This window comes from Pedobacter sp. P26, from assembly GCF_050632135.1.
GTDB lineage: Bacteria > Bacteroidota > Bacteroidia > Sphingobacteriales > Sphingobacteriaceae > Pedobacter.
In genome coordinates this window covers 2,292,509-2,311,805 of the sequence record NZ_CP192574.1, presented here as the reverse complement: position 1 = coordinate 2,311,805, position 19,297 = coordinate 2,292,509, and the positions used below count along the sequence as shown (strand labels likewise).

Genomic DNA, 19,297 nt, shown 5'->3' with positions numbered 1-19,297 from the left:
AATCACAGATGCGCACAGATAAACCCAGATTTAAATCCAGGTTTACCTTAAATACATTATTCCCTTCTTTCAGAGCGTGTCTTTAGACAGCGTGTTTTATTTGTGTAACCCTGTAGTAACGTTTTTGAACAGTCTTAGCATCTCGCTCAGACCAGTAAGAGATGTAAAGTCAGGTGTTACCACCTGACTCATAGATACATTTACTTACAGATTTCTAATTTGCTTTAATTTGTGTCAGATAGAAATATCTGACACCACAATTTATTTCAATAAATCTGTAACGTTTTTAAAAATCGGTTACCAATTGGGTATACAATGAAAGAAACAGAAAACATATTTCTCAACTTGATCAACCAGCATAAAGCGATTATACATAAAATTTCAAAAATGTATATGAACGATGCCGAAGAACAACGTGATCTGTTTCAGGAAATTGTACTGCAACTATGGAAAGCCTACCCTTCTTTTAAAGGGAACAGTAAGTTTACCACGTGGATGTACCGCGTGTGCCTCAATACAGCCTTAATCTATTTTAAAAAAGACAATAGAAAAGTGGACAAAGCACCATTAGATGAGAACATCGATGTAATGGATGTAAACGAAAATGAAGGAAAAGAAGAAAAGCTGGCCTATTTATACGCTGCCGTTCAGGAATTAAACGCCATTGAAAAAGCATTGATCTTCCTTTTTCTCGAAAACCAATCCCATCGTGATATTGCCGAAAACCTGGGAATAAGTGAGGTGAATGCACGTGTTAAACTTAACAGGACCAAAGAAAAATTACAATTCATCATAAAGAAAAACGGTTATGAATTTTGACGATATAAAAAATGAATGGAATGCTGAAAGTCCGGAAGGAAGCAAAATTTCTACCGATATGCTTAAAATAAAACAGGCACACACCCCGATCGATAAAATCAGGGCAAAAATGAAACATGAATTTTTCTACCAATTATTTTTTTTGGGGTTTATGGCCTTAATACCTTATTTTTTTGGTTTTTCAACTACTGTTAATCGGGTATACCTGATTACTTATGCCATCACCTGTGGTTTTACCGCTTACTATTTTTTTAAGTTCTATGTGTTCTATAAGAACTCCTACGATATGAGTATGGATACCCGTAAAAATATCCTCTGGTTTTATTATGAAATGAAACTGAACATTGAGCTGTACAAAGCTTTAACTTACATTGTGGCCTTTATTTCAGTAGGGTTTCTTACTGCCTACTTATTTATAGAAAAAGCTTGGTTTTTTACAAGCATTTTAGGCAAGTTGTCGCCTGTATACATCTTATTGAACTGTTTTACCACCATCCTGATCATCGGAGCCATCACCGAACTATGGGCCTGGTTTTATTATGGTAAGTACCTGAAACAGGTTAAAAAAGTAATTGATGAACTGGATAACGAATAATTCGCCCAACCAGATCTTTGTTAATACTTTTTATCTGTGGTTTTATGTGCTGTCAGATGTTACCATCTGACAGTTAAAAGTGCATTAAAATTTCAACCTATAATTGTTCCGACCGTGTCAGATAGAAATATCTGACACCACGATTAGATTTCTGATCCGCACTACAAAATCCCACCGGCCTTTAACACATCCATAATTGATGGAAATGTATTTTTAACCACTGGAGAAATGTGGTTTTTATCCAGCCAAACCGCTTCATCAATGCCTTCTTCTTTTGAGGGACCAATTTAGGTTCGCCTTTAACCTTCATTTTGTACCAATTGGTTTTCTTGATCACCATTTTGGCTCCTATCGGATATACATGATAGGTTTTACAAAGCTTTTCTTCACGTTTAAAAACCCTGATTCCACACTCCTCTTCTACCTCACGAACAGCTGCTTCCTTCATTTTTTCACCTTCTTCAAGCTTTCCTTTAGGCAAATCCCATTTTTTATTTCTAAAAATAAACAGAAAATTACCGTTTGCACTCTCTACCAAACCACCTGCGGCCTTTATAATGGTACAATCTTTCTTTAACTTTTTAAAGGTTTCCTGAGGATTTTTTGTCAAGAAAATATAGCTCTTTCTGGAACCATTTTTTAATTTTTTATAGAATGTTTCCAGATTAAAATCCTGAAATTCTAACTGTTGAATTTTTTCTTTTTGCTCAGGCAAAAAGTCTGAGATAAACAAAGTGTTATCGTTGATATAAATTCTATAATTTCTTGGCATATATTTTTAACACGCTTTAAATAGCGAATGTTACTTTTCTATAGCAACCCGCTCTTTCCCACTTACATTTAAAGATTTCTTTCTGTGAAACCTATATATTTTGCAATGCTCTAAATGTAGAAAAATTGTTGGGTTATTTATAGGATATAAAAAAAGGTTACAACAATTAATTGTTGTAACCTTATCTAAATTAACGCTCTCAATCAAAGATTGATGCAAGGCTCTCACCCCTTGCTTGCTACAAATATAGAATAATTTATTAAACTGATAAAAAAAATCAAAAAATATTTCACCCAAATTAAAATACTGACTCTAAATAACTGAATACTAAAAGATTGTATTCACACAAAAAATCTTCCTTCATCAAAAACTTGATATACTAGATTGTAAAAAAAATGGTTTAATAGTCATAATGGAATATTTGAAGGGAAAACAGCACTTATAATTCCTGTAACGATAAATATTTTTCATATTTTTAACCTTTTAATCTGCCATGCCCATACCTTCATTATCAGAAAAAGATCTGGAAGCATACCGAAATGATCTTTCTAATCCGGAAAAATCAACAGGCGAACTATTCATCAAATTAAATGGGCTGTATCAGCGTTTTGCCAGTAATGAACAGCTTTTGGCTGATTTCGAATACGTTTCGGCACTCAACAGCCTCGAAAGTAGCTACGCCTTAAAAAAAGAGCATTTTAACAAAGAAATTATTGAGCTTAAAAGGCAGTTTAAACAATTGGATAACCGCATTGTAGCTGCAGAACAAAAACTTCGCCATGGTATTCCGGAAGACCTGCTGGTAATGGACAAAATTATTGCCGAACAGGAATCTATAGTAGAAGATCAGGAAAAGCTGAACAATGCCGAAGCCCATATTGTAGAACAGGTACGGAAAATTGATATCGAGCATGGTAAAGAGCTTCAAAAATTAGAACAGCAACAGAACAATAGGGAAACTCCTTTTAAAAGCAAGTTTTCGGCCTTTAACGAACAGATCAAGCATGCTGAAAAAGGAATTACTTTAAAAGTTAGCGGATTTTCGCTTCTTGCGATTATCGGTATTCCTTTAATTATAGATTTATTTTTTGGTATGATAGGTCTCCCTACTTTCTCAAAGAGTACCAATAATATTATATTCAACCATTACCTTTTTCTGATCAGTTTAATATTGATGGAAATATTCTTTGCCGATAAGATCAGGAACAGAATTTCACTGATGTTATCCATATCTTACCTTAAAGATTCGTTGAATACACTGGATCGCCTTTTTAGCGAAAATGAAAAACAGATTGCCAGAGTTGAAGCAGAACATCGTATTCCACTGGCCGAATTTATAAAAAGAAGCGAAGTGCTTTGAGTAAAACTAAGGTGACCTAAGATGGCTAAGGTGGTCATGAAAATGCTCAAATTTAATCCACCACCTGAGGCACCTGAGAACATCTAAGTTATTAAATATGTGTTTGCAGCCCTACATCCTACTTAACGATATAAGGGATATGAGAAATAGGTTGGTTTATAAGTCCTAAAATGCCTTACACGCTAAAAAATGAATATTAATCATCAGTTATCAATACAAACAAAGACTGGTCAAATTTGTCGTTATTAAAGCGCCTAAAAAAAGGGATTTAGAAACCTTCTGTTCCCAAATCCCTATCATTTTATTGGTTATGCATGAACTACAATGTAGCCATATCAATCACAAACCTGTAACGTACATCGCCCTTTTGCATCCTATCGTAAGCAGTGTGAATATCTTTCATATCAATCATTTCGATATCTGAAACGATATTGTTTTCTGCACAGAAATCCAGCATTTCCTGAGTTTCGGCAATACCGCCAATACCCGATCCCGCTAAACTTTTTCGGCCGCCCAATAAACTGAAAGCTGCAATTTCTGCCGGTTTTGGTGGAACTCCCACACAGATATGTGTACCATTTGTCCTTAATAAAGAAAGATACATGTTAAAATCATGTTCAGCAGATACCGTATCCAAAATAAAATCGAAGGTACCTTTAGCTGCTTTAACCTGCTCAGGATCGGTAGTTACCACAAAATGATGTGCACCTAATTTTTTAGCATCTTCTTCTTTTTTAGGCGAAGTACTTAATACTGTTACTTCAGCACCAAAAGCTACACCAAATTTCACCGCCATGTGGCCCAAACCACCTAAACCTAATACGGCCAATTTATGACCTTTCCCTACTTTCCAGTGTCTTAAAGGCGAATAAGTAGTAATACCTGCGCATAAAAGTGGTGCTACAGCAGCAAGATTTAATTTGTCTGATACATGAAGTACAAATTCTTCTCTTACTACAATCGTATCAGAATACCCGCCATAAGTTGGTGTTTTACCATCTCTTTCTAAACCATTGTATGTTTGGGTATTTCCTTCTAAACAATATTGTTCTAAATCTTGCTTACAGTTTTCACAAACCTGGCAAGAATCTACCATACAACCTGTACCGGCAAGGTCGCCCACCTTAAATTTCTTCACGTGATCTCCAACCTTCACCACCCTGCCTACAATTTCGTGCCCAGGAACCATTGGGAATATTCCCGGGAACCAATCATTTTTAATCTGGTGCAGATCTGAGTGGCAAACCCCGCAGAAAAGTATTTCGAACTGAACATCGTGAGGCCCTACTTCCCGGCGCTCAAAATTCCAGGGTGCAAGATCCGTTTCGGCATTTTGTACCGCATATCCTTTTGTTGCTATCATAAAAATTTAAAATTAATTAGTACCATAACAAAGGTAAAGCGTGCTTTGTTACGAACAATTACGCAATTCAAATAATTCATTGCAAAATTCAAACAATGAACTATAACAATAGTCCTCTTAACTGGGCATACTGCAGCAGCATAATTGTTTTTCCATCCTTTATCTCACCCGACATGATCATTTCCAATGCCTTTTCGAAGGGTAATTCTAAAACTTCTATATCTTCATTTTCTTCCTGCAGTCCTCCTCCATCATGCATTTTCATATCATCTGAATATGCTGCAACAAAAAAGTATAATAGTTCGGTAACCGAACCTGGCGACATATAAGCCTCGAAAACTTTTTCTACCTGACTAATTCTAAATCCGGTTTCTTCTTCAGTTTCTCTTCTGATGCAATCTTCCGCATTATCCTGGTCCAACAATCCCGCGCAGCACTCAATAAGGTAACCAGTCCCATTTCCGTTAATAAATGTTGGCATCCTGAACTGACGGGTAAGTACAACTGTTTTATGTTCTCTGTTATACAATAAAATAGTAGCTCCGTTCCCCCTATCGTAAGCTTCTCGCTCTAAAATTGATGTAGCACCATCAATCCCTGTCATCTCAAAACTTAGTTTTTTGAGGGTGTACCAATTATCGGATAGAATTTGTGTGCTCAGAATATTAATATTTTTCATATATATGATTATTTTTGATCGATTATGATTATTTTTGATCGAATTAAATCATTATAAATGATATTTCAAAAAAGAGCACATAAAATCCTCGAACTTTTAGAAGCGTTTGGCGAAATTGAGATCAGACAATTAGCCGCTGAAATTGATGTATCTGAAGTTACCGTAAGAAGAGATCTGACTACTATGGCTGCTAACGGACTTCTCTACCGAACCCATGGAGGGGCAATGAAACTAAGTGAACTGATCAGGCCCGTTTCATTTGCCCACAAAGCGGCAGTTAATATAAAGGCGAAAGATGCGATCTGCAAAAGGGCTGCAGCAGATATTATTGATGGTGATGTTATATTTATAGACTGCGGAAGCACGGCCTTTAGGTTATGCCAGTTTATCAAAAACAAGAAAATAAAAGTAATTACCAATTCACTACCTGTAGTAAATGAGTTGCAGGGCAGCTCGATTACCATTAACCTTATTGGAGGAGAGGTTGATGCAACCAGACAAGCCGTTCATGGAACTATGGCATACGAACATATTGCCAGATACCATGCCTCGAAGGCCTTTTTAGATGCAGATGGGATTACTGCTGAAGGATTGTATGCAGGTAGTGAGCATGAGGCTTCGAATACTTTAGCTATGGCATCCCAAAGCGATTGCGTTTATATGCTCTGTGATGCCAGCAAAATAGGGAAAACATCGTATTTAAAATTTAATGATTTATCGCTCGTGAATATTTTAATTACCAACTACAATGGGCTTGAGGTAACCAAATTTGGGTCAAAAGGGATATCCGTGTTTTCGGTAACCGTTTAGGATAAAGAAGGACATTTATCAGGAAAACATTCCGTGCGTAATTTCTTCAACAGCATCATCAGCATAAAAAAAGATGGTAAAGAAACCTGGAGCTTGTGTAATTGCTAAAATATCTTCGCGTTTAATGTGGTTTTCGTTGATAAAAAGGGTAAGGCGCTCGTGCGAACTGAAGTAGTCTGATTTTAAAACGATCATAATTTTAAGATTTTGATTAAGACGGTGATGGTTAATGATTGTTACAAAAAGCTAACCCCAAGTTAATTATAAGCCCATTGCAAACCCAACTATTCTTTATCATCCTGATTTACAGGAAGTGGCAAGAAATCCCTTTTAGCATCCATCAAAATTTCAGATATTTGAAGTATTGAAATGTCGAAATCAAATCCAGATTTCCACATTTTTATTTGCCCGATGCAAAACAAAGGGACTTAATAAACGTTATGACAAACACAAATAAATCTGTAATTTTGAGCCATGTATAATAAAAGTGATATTGAATTAAAGGTAGCGGAATTTTTATTACAGATAAAAGCAATTAAATTACAGCCAAACAATCCCTTCACTTGGGCATCGGGCTGGAAATCGCCAATTTATTGCGACAATAGAATTACCCTTTCCCACCCTCAGGTTAGAACTTACATCCGTCAGAAACTGGCACAGGCCATACAAGAAGAATTTGGTTCTGTAGATGTTATTGCAGGTGTTGCAACCGCTGGTATCCCGCAGGGCGTTTTAGTAGCGCAGGAATTAGGTTTACCATTTATCTATGTAAGGGCAAAAGCTAAAGAACACGGTACCGGAAGTTTAATAGAAGGCGAAGTAGTAGAAGGCCAGCGTGTAGTGGTGATAGAAGATTTAATTTCGACCGGAAAAAGCAGCTTACAGGCTGTTGAAGCTTTAAGGGCTGCAGGTTTATCAGTAGCAGGTTTAGCTGCAATTTTTACCTATGGTTTCGAAAAAGCAGACGAAAATTTTGCCGCTGCAAAATGCCGTTACCTCACCTTATCTAATTATGCTGCTTTAATCGATTATGCTGCCGAGCACAGTATTATTGCCAAAAGCGATATGGAATTATTAGGCAAATGGCGCTTAAATCCTTCAGAATGGGGACAAGGTCAAGTTTTGAGTTCAGAGTCCTAAGTTTGGAGTAAAAAACAAAATCTAGACAAATATATAATGACTGTTATAGAAAGCACAGTAGAAGTTAATAAACCGGTTGCTGAGGTTTATACTTTTCTATCCAATATGAACAATCATCAGCAATTGATGCCAGAGAACATTTACAACTGGGAATCTACTGAAGATGATGCACGATTTACCATTCAGAATATGGCGAAATTGGCCATTAAGATTTCTAATCGCGTTGAAAACGAAGAAATAACTGCAATTCCGAGTGAGAAAGCACCTTTTGATGTTGAATTAAAATGGACAGTTGCAGATAATGGAAATGGAACAACTACTGCTAAACACATCATTTCAGCTGATTTAAACATGATGATGAAGATGTTAGCATCTGGTCCTTTGCAAAAACTTGCTGATCATCAGACTGAAAAACTGAAAGAAATCTTGGGATAGTAAGCCATTACACAGATATATAAGACGAATTAACCTTCGTCTTTTTTTATGCGTAAAAATTCTATTGCGTTCATTTATCAGTGCATTATTTTAATACCTTAGTTATTCTGAATAACCTTTAAACTATGAACCTCAGATTTCTCCTGGTAACTGCTTTAGTTTTTCCCCTTGCCACTATTTCCAAAATATTTGCTCAATCGCTAACTGCTTTAAAAACCGAATACCTGGTTAATCCGATTGGCTTAGACAATCTAAATCCGCGTTTTACCTGGCAAATGAACGATGCCAGCCAGGGAGCAAAACAAACAGCCTACCGCATTCTGGTTGATACCGATTCAGCAATGCTTGTTAAAGCTAGCGGAAAACTTTGGAACACCGGCTGGATAAAATCAGATGATAACCTGGTTATTTATTCCGGGCAACAACTAAAACCTTTTACCAAATATTTCTGGCGGGTTGATATTGCAGATGGGAAAAATAACAAATCAGATAAAACCTACATTGCCAGCTTTGAAACGGGCATGATGAAAATGGAAAACTGGCGTGGCGCATGGATTTCGGATAACGAAAATACAAAACTTAAGCCCGCACCCTATTTCCGGAATACCTTTACCACAATTAAAAAAATCAAGTCAGCCAGAGCCTATATTGCTGTAGCCGGATTGTACGAACTATCAATCAATGGGAAGAAAATTGGCAACCACCGTATGGACCCGATGTATACGCGTTTTGACAGGCGTACTTTATATGTTACTTACGATGTAACTAATGCCATTACGAAAGGCAAAAATGCTATTGGTGTATTGTTAGGCAATGGATGGTACAATCACCAATCAACTGCAGTCTGGGATTTCGACCGTGCCCCCTGGCGCAACAGGCCTACCTTTTGTCTTGATGTTCGCATCACTTACGAGGATGGTACAACCGAAACCATTAAATCGGGTAAAGAATGGAAAACAACTTTAAGTCCAATTATTTTTAATAGTATTTATACCGCCGAACATTACGATGCCCGTCTGGAAAAAGCAGGCTGGAACATGCCAAATTTCGACGATACAGATTGGAAAAATGTGATTTACCGTTCAGCACCATCTAAAAACGTTGTTGCACAGGCCATGCACCCCATCCGCAATGTTGAAGAAATAGCCAGCAAAAGTTTAAGAAAATTTAATGATACCACCTACCTGTTCGATCTGGGCAGGAATATTTCTGGTGTAAGTAAAATCACGCTAAGCGGTCCGGCGGGAACTGTTATTAAACTAAAACATGGCGAGCGTTTATATCCTAACGGCCATGTAGATATTTCAAACATCGATGCCCATTACCGTCCAACAGATAATACTGATCCATTTCAGACCGATATTTTAATCCTAAATGGAAAAGGTGCACAAAGTTTTATGCCGCATTTTAACTATAAAGGTTTTCAATATATAGAGGTAACCAGCTCTGCTCCTGTGCAGTTGAAAAAGAAGATCTGGTAGGCTATTTTATGCATAGCGATGTGCCAGTGGTTGGTGATGTTAAATCTTCAGAACCGATCATTAATAAAATCTACTATGCCACCAATAATTCTTACTTATCTAATCTTTTTGGTTACCCGACCGATTGCCCGCAAAGGGAGAAAAACGGCTGGACAGGTGATGCGCAGATTGCAATAGAAACGGGGCTTTACGGATTTGATGGCATTACCATTTACGAAAAGTGGCTGGCCGATCACCGTGATGAACAACAGCCGAACGGCGTGTTACCTTCTATTATTCCTACTGACGGCTGGGGCTACGAATGGGGCAACGGACCAGACTGGACAAGTACTATCGCCATCATTCCATGGAATGTTTACTTGTTTTATGGAGACAAAAAACTACTTGCCGATTGTTACGAAAATATCAGAAAATACGTGAACCATATTGACGAAACTTACCCAACAGGTTTAACCACCTGGGGTTTGGGCGATTGGATACCGGTAAAATCTAAATCTCCTGTAGAACTGACTTCAACCTGTTATTATTATGCCGATGTAGTGATTTTGGCTAAGGCGGCCAAAATTCTCGGTAAAAATAATGATTACCTTAAATATACGACCCTAGCTAAAAAAGTAAAAGATGCTTTTAACGCCAAATACCTGAATAAAGAAAAAGGCGTTTATAATACGGGTATCCAAACCGAAATGAGTGTTCCATTATACTGGAAAATTGTACCCGAAGAATCTGTTGCTTTGGTTGCCGAAAATTTAGCTAAACGTGTGGAAGCTGATGGGTTCCATTTGGATGTTGGATTATTAGGCACAAAAGCCATTTTAAATGCACTGAGCGAAAATGGTTACAGCGATATTGCGTATAAAGTTGCAGCACAAAAAACCTACCCAAGCTGGGGCTGGTGGATGGAAAACGGAGCCACCACTTTATACGAGAACTGGCCTATAGATGCAAAATCAGACATTTCAATGAACCACATTATGTTTGGAGAAATTGGTGCCTGGTTGTACAAATCTCCTGGTGGTATTAAGCCTGATGAAAAACAGCCCGGCTTTAAACATGTAATACTAAATCCTCATGTGGTGGAAGGCCTGAATTCTTTCGAAGCCAGCCACATTGGTCCTTATGGGAAGATTATCAGTGTATGGAAAAGGACAGATACAGGTATCAGATACGACATCACGATCCCGGCAAATTCTACAGCAAGCATGGAATTGCCTATTGTTCGCAACATGGAAGTTATTATTAATGGAAAAATCAGTATAAATAAAATTGAATTACCAGCAGGAAAATACGTCATTGAGAACAAAGCCAAGCATTAACCTGGTTTAGGCCAAGAACAAATCATTGCATCAACATTAAAATCTTTAACTAAGAGCCTGTTTATAAATTAAATAAAATTTATTTCGTATGTCAGCCTGAGCGTAATCGAATACCATTTCAACGCATTAATAAAGCAATCGACTACGCTTAGTGCGACAGCAATGGGCCATTTATGTTTGTTATAAAAATTTAAACTGGCGCGAAGAATTGTAATTATTGAATATCTTGTGAGATATTTATGGCCACAATTAAATTTAAACTCGTAGAAAATTCACCTGCACATTTTATTGCTTTAGCAAATCTAACGATTGAAAATCTGGGGTGGGAAGTTTCTGTCTACAATGAACAACGTCTGACTGCTTCTATAAATCATTCTAAGTACCATTCATCTTATAGTATATTTACGATAGTAATACAAAATAATGAGGTGACATTAACGTGCATTGATGATCTGATAATAATTGCCGAAGATTCCAGGAATAAAGTATATCTAAATAAATTCCTATCCCATTACGAATATACAAAGCAACTGATAAGTGAAAAAGAACTGAAGAAAATGGCAAATAAAATTTTAGATGCGAATGTTCCTATTCCGATATTAAATCTCTATAAAATAGATAGTTTTAAAAGCTTTTTAAAGATATTTATTCCTTCCAGGCTATTTTTTGTCACTACAATAATATTGGATATCAACATATTAATTTATGTCGTTATGCTAACCTCTTCGGGCTTTTTCTTTAAAAATTTTGATCAGGAAACACTAATTGCTGCCGGCGCGTACTTTAAACCTGCAATTATAAGTGGAGAATGGTGGAGATTCCTAACCGCTATCTTTTTACATAGTAATTTCCCTCATATCTTAATGAACATGATTATGCTATTTTATATAGGTGCAATTCTAGAACCGGCCATAGGGCATGTAAAGTTTGCTATTATCTATATGCTCACAGGCTTTTTTGCAAATTTGATAAGTTTTTATCTAACGGATTACACCCTAACTGTAGGGGCATCAGGTGCTATATTTGGGCTTTTAGGCGTTTTTTCAGGCATGCTAACCAACAAAAAAATAGCTATTGAACTGCGTAAATTTATAATCATTAATATAGCAGCTATTACAATAATGACTACAGTTAATGGATTTTTGAAAGGAAGTGTAAATCATGTTGCGCATTTTGCTGGTTTATTCTGCGGAGCTTTGTTAACTATAATATATCTTCAAATCAACAATGTAAAATCAGACAAATTTTCAGCTTAAACTACTAAAATTCAGCAATTTAGTCACTTAAAACAAAATCTTACCGACAAAATTTCCGATTGTAAAATCAAAACAGATATGGCATTTGTTTTGACCTGAAAGGAAATATGAACTTTAACAATTTTACCATAAAAGCCCAGGAAGCAGTTCAACAGGCTTCTGAAATAGCCCAAGGCAATCAGCAACAGGCTATTGAAACGGCACACCTGCTTAAAGGTCTGCTTACTGTTGATGAAAACGTAGTTTCTTATGTTTTAAAGAAACTGAACGTTAACCTTAATTCACTAAATCAAAACTTAGATGCAGAGATTGCTAAATTCCCGAAAGTGAGTGGAAGTAATGTCTATCTGTCATCTAATGCAAATAGCGTTTTACAGAAAGCGCAGACGTTTTTAAAAGAGTTCAAAGATGAATTTGTGTCTGTAGAACATTTATTATTAGGCGTTTTGGCCGTTAACGATAGCACCTCGAAATTATTAAAAGAACAGGGCGTTAACGAAAAAGACCTCAAAAAAGCCATTGTAGAATTACGTGGTGATAACCGGGTAACCGATCAAAATGCCGAAGCTACTTATCAGGCCTTAAGTAAATACGCCAGGAATTTAAACGAATATGCCGAGAGCGGAAAACTGGATCCGGTAATTGGCCGTGATGAAGAAATCCGTCGCGTGATCCAGATTTTATCACGAAGAACCAAAAACAACCCGATTTTAATTGGTGAGCCTGGTGTGGGTAAAACAGCCATTGCAGAGGGAATTGCCTTCAGGATTATTAAAGGTGATGTGCCTGAAAACCTGAAAAGCAAAGTGGTTTATTCTCTTGATATGGGTTCGCTTATTGCCGGTGCAAAATACAAAGGCGAGTTCGAAGAACGCTTAAAAGCTGTAGTTAAAGAAGTTACACAGAGTGATGGTGATATTATTCTGTTTATTGACGAGATCCACACTTTGGTAGGTGCTGGCGGTGGCGAAGGCGCGATGGATGCAGCGAATATTTTAAAACCTGCCCTGGCCAGAGGAGAGTTGCGTGCCATTGGTGCAACTACTTTGGACGAGTACCAGAAATATTTAGAAAAAGATAAAGCATTGGAGCGTCGTTTCCAGAAAGTAATGGTTGAAGAACCTGATACCCAGGATGCCATTTCTATCCTTCGTGGCTTAAAAGAACGTTACGAAACCCACCATAAAGTAAGGATTAAAGATGAGGCCATTATTGCGGCTGTAGAAATGAGTCAGCGCTATATTTCAGACCGTTTCTTACCAGATAAGGCCATCGATTTAATGGACGAGGCGGCATCTAAACTGCGCATGGAAATGGACAGTGTGCCAGAACATGTTGATGCTTTAGACCGTGAGATTATGCGTTTAGAAATTGAACGCGAAGCCATTAAACGCGAAAAAGATGATAGAAAAGTTCAGGAACTTTCAGAAGAAATTGCCAATTTATCAGCAGAACGTGATGAATTTAAAGCGAAATGGCAAGGAGAAAAAGACCTTGTAGACGCGGTAAATAATGAATTAGAGCAGATTGAGCATTATAAATTAGAGGCCGAACAAGCTGAACGTGCCGGAGATTATGGCAAAGTGGCTGAAATCCGTTATGGAAAAATTAAAGAGGCTCAGGATAAAGTTGAAAAGCTTAAAGCCGATTTAGAAAGCCAGCAAACCGATAGCCGAATGCTGAAAGAAGAAGTTACGGCCGATGATATTGCAGGTGTGGTTGGTCGTTGGACAGGTATTCCGGTTACGAAACTGATTGCCAGTGAGCGCGAAAAATTGCTTCACTTAGAAGAAGAGTTACATCAGCGCGTGGCTGGTCAAGACGAAGCAATTGAAGCCATTTCTGATGCCATCCGCCGCTCGCGTGCAGGCTTACAGGATAAACGTAAACCAATTGGCTCTTTCATCTTTTTAGGTACTACCGGTGTGGGTAAAACGGAGCTTGCAAAAGCCCTTGCCGAATTTTTATTCAACGATGAAAATGCACTCACCCGTATTGATATGAGTGAATACCAGGAGCGCCATGCCGTGTCACGGTTAATTGGAGCGCCTCCGGGATATGTTGGTTATGATGAAGGTGGGCAGTTAACCGAGGCCGTTAGACGTAAACCTTACTCAGTGGTATTGCTTGATGAGATCGAAAAAGCACATCCGGATGTATTTAATATTCTGTTACAGGTATTGGATGACGGACGTTTAACTGATAATAAAGGTAGAACGGTTAATTTTAAAAATACCATCATTATCATGACCTCGAATATCGGCGCACATTTAATTCAGGATAATTTTAAAGATTTAAGCGACGAAAACCGCGATGAGGTAATTGCCAAAACCAAAAACGAATTGTTTGAGGTATTGAAACAGACCATTCGTCCGGAGTTTTTGAACAGGATTGATGAGCTGATTATGTTTACCCCGTTAAACCGTAGCGAAATCAGGAATATTGTAAGCTTACAGTTTAAACAAGTACAGCAAACATTGGCAGAAATGGGTATAGAGATGGATGCCAGTGATGAAGCTTTAGACTGGCTGGCACAATTGGGTTACGATCCTCAGTTTGGTGCAAGACCGTTAAAAAGGGTAATCCAAAAAAGAATCTTAAATGAGCTTTCTAAAGAGATATTGGCGGGTAAGATAGATAAAGACAGCAAAATTAAGTTAGATATGTTCGATCATAAGTTTGTGTTCCTGAACCAAAACATTGATTAATACATACCGATCAAATCCCGTCTCAATTAAATTGAGGCGGGATTTTTTTTGTTATAAATTTTAAAAGCTTAGGGAAAAGACCAGGCATATTTTAGCTTTTTTTAACAAATAGCCTGTTGTGACAGCAGTTTTAGATGCTTAAAATTGTAACCACAACCTCTTAAAGATGAATCTAAAAACCTATCTGCTCTTTATTTTGATGTGCTTTTCGACTCAAATTTTTTCACAAAAATTTCAAAAATCAGCACTTTTAAAAGACGTCAAGTCTTTACCTATGCCTGATACAGGCAAATTTGTTTCGGCGTTTTATACCACTAACGAAGCACCTAATATCGTAGCAACACACAGGCTCGCCCCACAGGTAGAAGTTTCAACTACAGTGATCATGAGCAGTGCCTTAGGTAAAGGACAGATTTTTGCTATAGGCTCATCCGAGTATTTTGAAAGCAAATTATTGAGCGATCATAATGTCCAAAAACTATTAAAAAACATACTCGAAAGTGTAAGCACTCCCCCTAAAAAACTTAAAGTAGCTGCAACCAAAACAGCTGATGCAGCGTTGCTCAATGCATTAAAAGCCAACAAGGTAAAAGTTTACATAGCAGATGGGAGTAAATTACAGTCCGGTACCGACATTTACTTTTTAACAAATGATGTAAAAGATACAACGGAACTTAAAGCCATTGAAAAATACATATCTGATGGTGGAAGTTTGGTATACGGTTCCCCCTATCCGGGTATTTTTAAACATCGCGACCAAACTAAGTCCTACCTCAACGACCTGGTTAAAATAAACAGTTTGCTCGCCAAGGCAGGGATATTTAATGCCTATAGTTTAATTCAGGCAAATCACATTAACGATACCTTAAATTTAAAAGATGTTCCTTTTTATCTTAGTGTGAAAGCTATCTTTAAACAGTTGGCAAACCCTGCTTTTAAAGCCATTGATCCAACTGAGTATGCTTATGGAATGGAGCCAAATCTTGAACTTACCTTTTCAAACAATGCTGATACCAGTCAAATCATCAAAAAGTTAAAATCCATTTTAGCGATTAGTGATACATTAGCTGTTCCAACGCTCAAAAATCCAATTGATATTTCTACGCCGGCGAAAAAAGCAGGTTATCAATTTTCAAAATATCTTTTTGACAAAAGCCATAATATAGATAAAGCGACAGATTTTGTTTACCCGGAAAGTAAATCATTTCCAGGCGAAGTGCCTAAAAACGCAAAAAGGACTGTTGAGCAGATCAATATAGATGTAAAAGTAGGATCGCAGGGATTAGCAGACCCCTATCCGGATTATTATAGGCTGCACAGTACCGGTGTTTACGTACCAGCAGGTGAGAAAGTCAGCATTGTGGTCGATCCTAAATACAAAAATCAACATTTAAAAGCTCAGATCGGTATCCACAACGATGATTTAAAACACATGGATAATCTGGTAAGGGCCGGTTTTGATTTAACCAGATCATTCGAACTGGATAAAGATACGACAACCGTTTTTTCACCTTATGGCGGACTGTTATACATCAAGATTTCGGATAGTTGTACGCTAAAATCAATCACTATTACAGCAAGTGCTGTGGTTAAGGCGCCTTATTACAAGTTAGAAAAGAATACCCTTGCCGAATGGGAAACGATTAAAAATAACCCTGCACCATGGGCTGAACTTGCCACCAATAACATTATTCTTACCGTTCCCTCTTATCGGATCAAAAACTTGAAAAATCCGGAATCGTTAATGAAATTCTGGGATCAGGTTATGGATGCTGATGCCGATCTGGCCATCATTAACAGGAACAGAACACATCCAGAAAGGATCATTATTGATAACCAGGTTGCCTACGGTTATATGTATACCGTCTGGGATAAAATTGTGGCACCCGATGATCAAAGTTGCGCCTGGATGCTTGATGAAAAAATTGTAGGCACAAAAGGAAGCTGGGGGCACTTTCATGAGTTGGGGCATCGCCATCAATTTTGGGGCCTTGATATGGACGAAGTTAGTGAAGTAACCACCAATCTTTACTCGATTTACGTGTATGATAAAGTGCTGAAAAAAGGACTTTATAACCATGATGCGATCCGAAATAAAGAGGAAGTGGAGAAAAAAATTCAAAGTTACCTTCAAAATCAGCCTACTTTTGAAAAATGGGGAAAAGATCCGTTTCTAGCATTAAGTATGTACATCCAGATCATTGAAAATTTTGGCTGGGACTCTATCATCAAAGCCAACAAAATATACCGCGAAATGGATCCTAGCAAATACTACGACCATCCGCTGAGTAACCAACAACGGATCGATCTCTGGTATACAACGATCTGTAAAACGACTAATGCCAATTTATCTTCCTTTTTCGAAGTCTGGAAAATACCGGTGAGTGAAAAAGCAAAAAGCAATACACGCAACTATAAAACCTGGCTCCCAACCGAGCTTGTTGCTTACCTTCCACATTAACGCATATTATCCCGTAGCTAAATCTGCGGGATTTTTCATTTAAAAAGTAACTAACATGATAGTTGCTTTTTTTGCTTTTTGTTTCAATAATGATTATTATTGATTACACACAAAAACACAAATAAAATGAAACCTAAATTAATCATTATGGCACTCCTATGCGCCGTTAGTTGGCGCAGCTATGCCCAAACTGAAAAAGGAAGAGGCTTTGTTGGAGGAAGCCTGAGTTTTGGAACTTCCAAACAAAACAGCTCATCGCCCAGTTTAAACACTTTTACCTTAACGCCAAGGGGAGGCTATTTTTTATCCAATAATTTTGCCATAGGCTTGGAAATCCCTTTAAATCTTTCAAAACTCAGGGGTGAAAATTATATCGCATGGAATGAAGAATACGGATATTACGAAGAACAGCGTGGAGTAAAGGAATTTAGCCTTGGTTTTTCTCCTTTCGTACGCAAATACATCGACGTTAAAGATCGTTTTAAGTTTTTCATGCAAGCCAATCTGCTCCTACAGGTAAATACTTTTAACCGCATTGATGATGAAGGTTACCTGATCCGAACAGATGCTAAAATAAAGGGATGGGGTGCAAGCATAAGTCCTGGCTTTAGTTATTTCATATCAAAACATGCTGCATTGGAGTTTTCATTACCGGTTGTATCTTTCTTTCATCAAAATTACTATGCGGAAGAATCGCTCTACAATTACAACAAAACCAATAACCTGAAACTCGCCCTGCAAAATTTCACACCAACACTTACCTTCAATTATCACTTTTAACATCAATTAAATGAAAAATATATTCACCAAAATTTTAGGCCTGATAAGCATAAGCTTGTTATTGCTTTTCAGTTTTTCCAATCATGCAAATGCTCAACGCTTTCGTGGTAAAATAGAATATTACAGCAGTGTATTCCCTTCGGAGGATGGAAAAATCAAATCTATTGATGGTACCAAAATTGAATATTATAATTCGGTTTTTAAATCTGAAGACGGAAAAGTAAAATTAATTGGCGATACAAGAATAGAATATTACAATAGTGTATTCCCTTCTGAGAATGGAAAAATCAAAGCCATTGGTGATATTAGAATTGAATATTACAATTCGGTTTTTAAATCAGAAGATGGAAAAATTAAATCGGTTGGCAATATCAGATTTGAGTACAATAACAGTGGTTCTCAAAAAAGTGATGGGAAAGTAAAATCAATCACTAATGAAAATGATGACCGCGAATCGGAAGATGCACTGGATACCTATTACTTTATTGAAAGACTCAATTGTCAATAATTTATATATCATTAATTGTTTTAATCAAGGTTAATATTTAGCCCTGATTTTTTTAATCCTGATAATCAAGTAATTAAAACAAAAACAACTAAACATATAGTTTTATTTCATTTTTTTATTTTATCATTGGATACACAAAAACACAAATGAAAATGAAAAAACAATTATTAGTTACGGCTATGGCCGTGGGTATCTCCCTATGCGGTTTCGCGCAAACAAAAGGAACAAACGCTTTAAGCTTTGGTGTTAATTCAACTACCAACAAACTCACGGGAAACAACTACGAAAACAAAGCAAAAAATAACTCTTTTACATTAGGGTATGGCTATTTTTTTAAAGACAACAATAAAATTGGGTTGGATTTGACTTATGGACTAAATAAAAATACTTATGGGAACGACAATATGAATAACCAAGAGCAAAAAAGCTATGGTGGTAACCTAAGTTATCAGCACTATTTCCCTCTTGTAAAAACCTTATTTGCGTATGCAGGTGGAAAAGCCTCCTATACACACAGTAAAAATAACAGCGAATTTACTAACACTTACCCACAATTAACCAGTTATACTTCCAACCAATACGCTGTAGGCGCTTATGGAGGTATCACCTGGTTTGTTTCTAAAAGATTTGCATTAGAAACAAGTTTGTTATCGGCAGATATTGCCTACAGCAAAACAGAACAAAATGAGGTTAACGCCAATAACTCTTTTACCAAAAGCGAATATACTTCATTCAATTTAAGTAGTCAGGGATTTATCAACAACCTCGGATTTAAAATTTATATCCTATTTTAACCTCTTCAACTAGTAAAGCT

Annotated in this window: 18 protein-coding genes; 14 read left to right on the top strand and 4 right to left on the bottom strand. The window is 37.1% G+C overall.

The window, feature by feature from the left end:
- Nucleotides 1-315 precede the first annotated feature (315 nt).
- Nucleotides 316-819 carry an RNA polymerase sigma factor gene (locus ACQ86H_RS10620; RefSeq protein WP_431294813.1) on the top strand — a complete coding sequence of 168 codons (504 nt, stop codon included), beginning with the start codon at nt 316-318 and terminating at the stop codon, nt 817-819.
- The gene (locus ACQ86H_RS10615; protein ID WP_431294812.1) at nt 809-1,414 is read left to right on the top strand and encodes a hypothetical protein; all 606 of its coding nucleotides are present in this window, start codon (nt 809-811) and stop codon (nt 1,412-1,414) included. Before ACQ86H_RS10620 ends, ACQ86H_RS10615 begins: the two co-directional genes overlap by 11 nt.
- A gap of 181 nt (nt 1,415-1,595) precedes the next feature.
- Here ACQ86H_RS10615 and ACQ86H_RS10610 read toward each other — a convergent pair whose 3' ends face one another.
- Nucleotides 1,596-2,186: an NUDIX domain-containing protein gene (locus ACQ86H_RS10610; RefSeq protein WP_431294811.1), complete on the bottom strand. Its 591-nt coding sequence runs from the start codon at nt 2,184-2,186 to the stop codon at nt 1,596-1,598.
- Between the two features lie 493 nt (nt 2,187-2,679).
- On the opposite strand from ACQ86H_RS10610, the gene ACQ86H_RS10605 reads away from it, so the two are divergent.
- Nucleotides 2,680-3,546: a hypothetical protein gene (locus ACQ86H_RS10605; protein ID WP_431294810.1), complete on the top strand. Its 867-nt coding sequence runs from the start codon at nt 2,680-2,682 to the stop codon at nt 3,544-3,546.
- Nucleotides 3,547-3,865: 319 nt separating this feature from the next.
- Here the strand turns inward: ACQ86H_RS10605 and ACQ86H_RS10600 are convergent, their stop codons facing one another.
- Both ACQ86H_RS10600 and nudK read right to left on the bottom strand, forming a co-directional pair.
- Complete coding sequence (locus ACQ86H_RS10600) at nt 3,866-4,909, bottom strand: NAD(P)-dependent alcohol dehydrogenase (RefSeq protein WP_431294809.1); 1,044 nt, start codon at nt 4,907-4,909, stop codon at nt 3,866-3,868.
- A 100-nt stretch (nt 4,910-5,009) separates the two neighbouring features.
- Complete coding sequence (gene nudK, locus ACQ86H_RS10595) at nt 5,010-5,588, bottom strand: GDP-mannose pyrophosphatase NudK (protein WP_431294808.1); 579 nt, start codon at nt 5,586-5,588, stop codon at nt 5,010-5,012.
- A gap of 57 nt (nt 5,589-5,645) precedes the next feature.
- Here nudK and ACQ86H_RS10590 point away from each other — a divergent pair, with 57 nt between their 5' ends.
- Complete coding sequence (locus ACQ86H_RS10590) at nt 5,646-6,398, top strand: DeoR/GlpR family DNA-binding transcription regulator (RefSeq protein WP_431294807.1); 753 nt, start codon at nt 5,646-5,648, stop codon at nt 6,396-6,398.
- 18 nt (nt 6,399-6,416) lie between these two features.
- Here ACQ86H_RS10590 and ACQ86H_RS10585 read toward each other — a convergent pair whose 3' ends face one another.
- A complete protein-coding gene (locus ACQ86H_RS10585) occupies nt 6,417-6,593 on the bottom strand; it encodes a hypothetical protein (RefSeq protein WP_431294806.1) in 177 nt (58 codons plus the stop codon).
- A gap of 279 nt (nt 6,594-6,872) precedes the next feature.
- Between ACQ86H_RS10585 and pyrE the strand changes: the two genes are divergently transcribed.
- The 10 genes from pyrE (at nt 6,873) to ACQ86H_RS10535 (ending at nt 19,277) form a co-directional block, all read left to right on the top strand.
- Nucleotides 6,873-7,538: an orotate phosphoribosyltransferase gene (pyrE, locus tag ACQ86H_RS10580; RefSeq protein WP_138821943.1), complete on the top strand. Its 666-nt coding sequence runs from the start codon at nt 6,873-6,875 to the stop codon at nt 7,536-7,538.
- A gap of 36 nt (nt 7,539-7,574) precedes the next feature.
- Nucleotides 7,575-7,973, top strand: a complete 399-nt coding sequence (locus ACQ86H_RS10575; RefSeq protein ID WP_138821944.1) for an SRPBCC family protein — start codon at nt 7,575-7,577, stop codon at nt 7,971-7,973.
- A 125-nt stretch (nt 7,974-8,098) separates the two neighbouring features.
- Entirely contained in the window at nt 8,099-9,454 is a 1,356-nt protein-coding gene (locus ACQ86H_RS10570; protein WP_431294805.1) for a family 78 glycoside hydrolase catalytic domain, read from the top strand.
- Nucleotides 9,455-9,462: 8 nt separating this feature from the next.
- Complete coding sequence (locus ACQ86H_RS10565) at nt 9,463-10,770, top strand: alpha-L-rhamnosidase C-terminal domain-containing protein (RefSeq protein WP_431294804.1); 1,308 nt, start codon at nt 9,463-9,465, stop codon at nt 10,768-10,770.
- Between the two features lie 239 nt (nt 10,771-11,009).
- On the top strand, nt 11,010-12,026 hold the full coding sequence (locus tag ACQ86H_RS10560; protein WP_431294803.1) for a rhomboid family intramembrane serine protease: 1,017 nt from the start codon (nt 11,010-11,012) through the stop codon (nt 12,024-12,026).
- Between the two features lie 107 nt (nt 12,027-12,133).
- Entirely contained in the window at nt 12,134-14,734 is a 2,601-nt protein-coding gene (gene clpB / locus ACQ86H_RS10555; protein WP_431294802.1) for an ATP-dependent chaperone ClpB, read from the top strand.
- Nucleotides 14,735-15,008: 274 nt separating this feature from the next.
- The gene (locus ACQ86H_RS10550) at nt 15,009-17,195 is read left to right on the top strand and encodes a M60 family metallopeptidase (protein ID WP_431294801.1); all 2,187 of its coding nucleotides are present in this window, start codon (nt 15,009-15,011) and stop codon (nt 17,193-17,195) included.
- A gap of 126 nt (nt 17,196-17,321) precedes the next feature.
- Nucleotides 17,322-17,975 carry an outer membrane beta-barrel protein gene (locus tag ACQ86H_RS10545; protein ID WP_431294800.1) on the top strand — a complete coding sequence of 218 codons (654 nt, stop codon included), beginning with the start codon at nt 17,322-17,324 and terminating at the stop codon, nt 17,973-17,975.
- Between the two features lie 10 nt (nt 17,976-17,985).
- Nucleotides 17,986-18,483: a hypothetical protein gene (locus ACQ86H_RS10540; RefSeq protein WP_138821949.1), complete on the top strand. Its 498-nt coding sequence runs from the start codon at nt 17,986-17,988 to the stop codon at nt 18,481-18,483.
- A gap of 152 nt (nt 18,484-18,635) precedes the next feature.
- The gene (locus ACQ86H_RS10535) at nt 18,636-19,277 is read left to right on the top strand and encodes an outer membrane beta-barrel protein (protein ID WP_168202475.1); all 642 of its coding nucleotides are present in this window, start codon (nt 18,636-18,638) and stop codon (nt 19,275-19,277) included.
- Nucleotides 19,278-19,297: the final 20 nt, after the last annotated feature.

Bases quoted from the DNA above. Each gene is read 5' to 3' on its own strand.
- ACQ86H_RS10585 (WP_431294806.1), bottom strand. From the start codon at position 6,593: ATGATCGTTTTAAAATCAGACTACTTCAGTTCGCACGAGCGCCTTACC.
- ACQ86H_RS10610 (WP_431294811.1), bottom strand. From the start codon at position 2,186: ATGCCAAGAAATTATAGAATTTATATCAACGATAACACTTTGTTTATC.
- ACQ86H_RS10550 (WP_431294801.1), top strand. From the start codon at position 15,009: ATGCCTGATACAGGCAAATTTGTTTCGGCGTTTTATACCACTAACGAA.
- ACQ86H_RS10565 (WP_431294804.1), top strand. From the start codon at position 9,463: ATGCATAGCGATGTGCCAGTGGTTGGTGATGTTAAATCTTCAGAACCG.
- ACQ86H_RS10605 (WP_431294810.1), top strand. From the start codon at position 2,680: ATGCCCATACCTTCATTATCAGAAAAAGATCTGGAAGCATACCGAAAT.
- ACQ86H_RS10545 (WP_431294800.1), top strand. From the start codon at position 17,322: ATGAAACCTAAATTAATCATTATGGCACTCCTATGCGCCGTTAGTTGG.
- pyrE (WP_138821943.1), top strand. From the start codon at position 6,873: ATGTATAATAAAAGTGATATTGAATTAAAGGTAGCGGAATTTTTATTA.
- ACQ86H_RS10620 (WP_431294813.1), top strand. From the start codon at position 316: ATGAAAGAAACAGAAAACATATTTCTCAACTTGATCAACCAGCATAAA.
- ACQ86H_RS10570 (WP_431294805.1), top strand. From the start codon at position 8,099: ATGAACCTCAGATTTCTCCTGGTAACTGCTTTAGTTTTTCCCCTTGCC.
- ACQ86H_RS10540 (WP_138821949.1), top strand. From the start codon at position 17,986: ATGAAAAATATATTCACCAAAATTTTAGGCCTGATAAGCATAAGCTTG.
- ACQ86H_RS10535 (WP_168202475.1), top strand. From the start codon at position 18,636: ATGAAAAAACAATTATTAGTTACGGCTATGGCCGTGGGTATCTCCCTA.
- clpB (WP_431294802.1), top strand. From the start codon at position 12,134: ATGAACTTTAACAATTTTACCATAAAAGCCCAGGAAGCAGTTCAACAG.
- ACQ86H_RS10575 (WP_138821944.1), top strand. From the start codon at position 7,575: ATGACTGTTATAGAAAGCACAGTAGAAGTTAATAAACCGGTTGCTGAG.
- ACQ86H_RS10560 (WP_431294803.1), top strand. From the start codon at position 11,010: ATGGCCACAATTAAATTTAAACTCGTAGAAAATTCACCTGCACATTTT.
- ACQ86H_RS10615 (WP_431294812.1), top strand. From the start codon at position 809: ATGAATTTTGACGATATAAAAAATGAATGGAATGCTGAAAGTCCGGAA.
- ACQ86H_RS10590 (WP_431294807.1), top strand. From the start codon at position 5,646: ATGATATTTCAAAAAAGAGCACATAAAATCCTCGAACTTTTAGAAGCG.
- nudK (WP_431294808.1), bottom strand. From the start codon at position 5,588: ATGAAAAATATTAATATTCTGAGCACACAAATTCTATCCGATAATTGG.
- ACQ86H_RS10600 (WP_431294809.1), bottom strand. From the start codon at position 4,909: ATGATAGCAACAAAAGGATATGCGGTACAAAATGCCGAAACGGATCTT.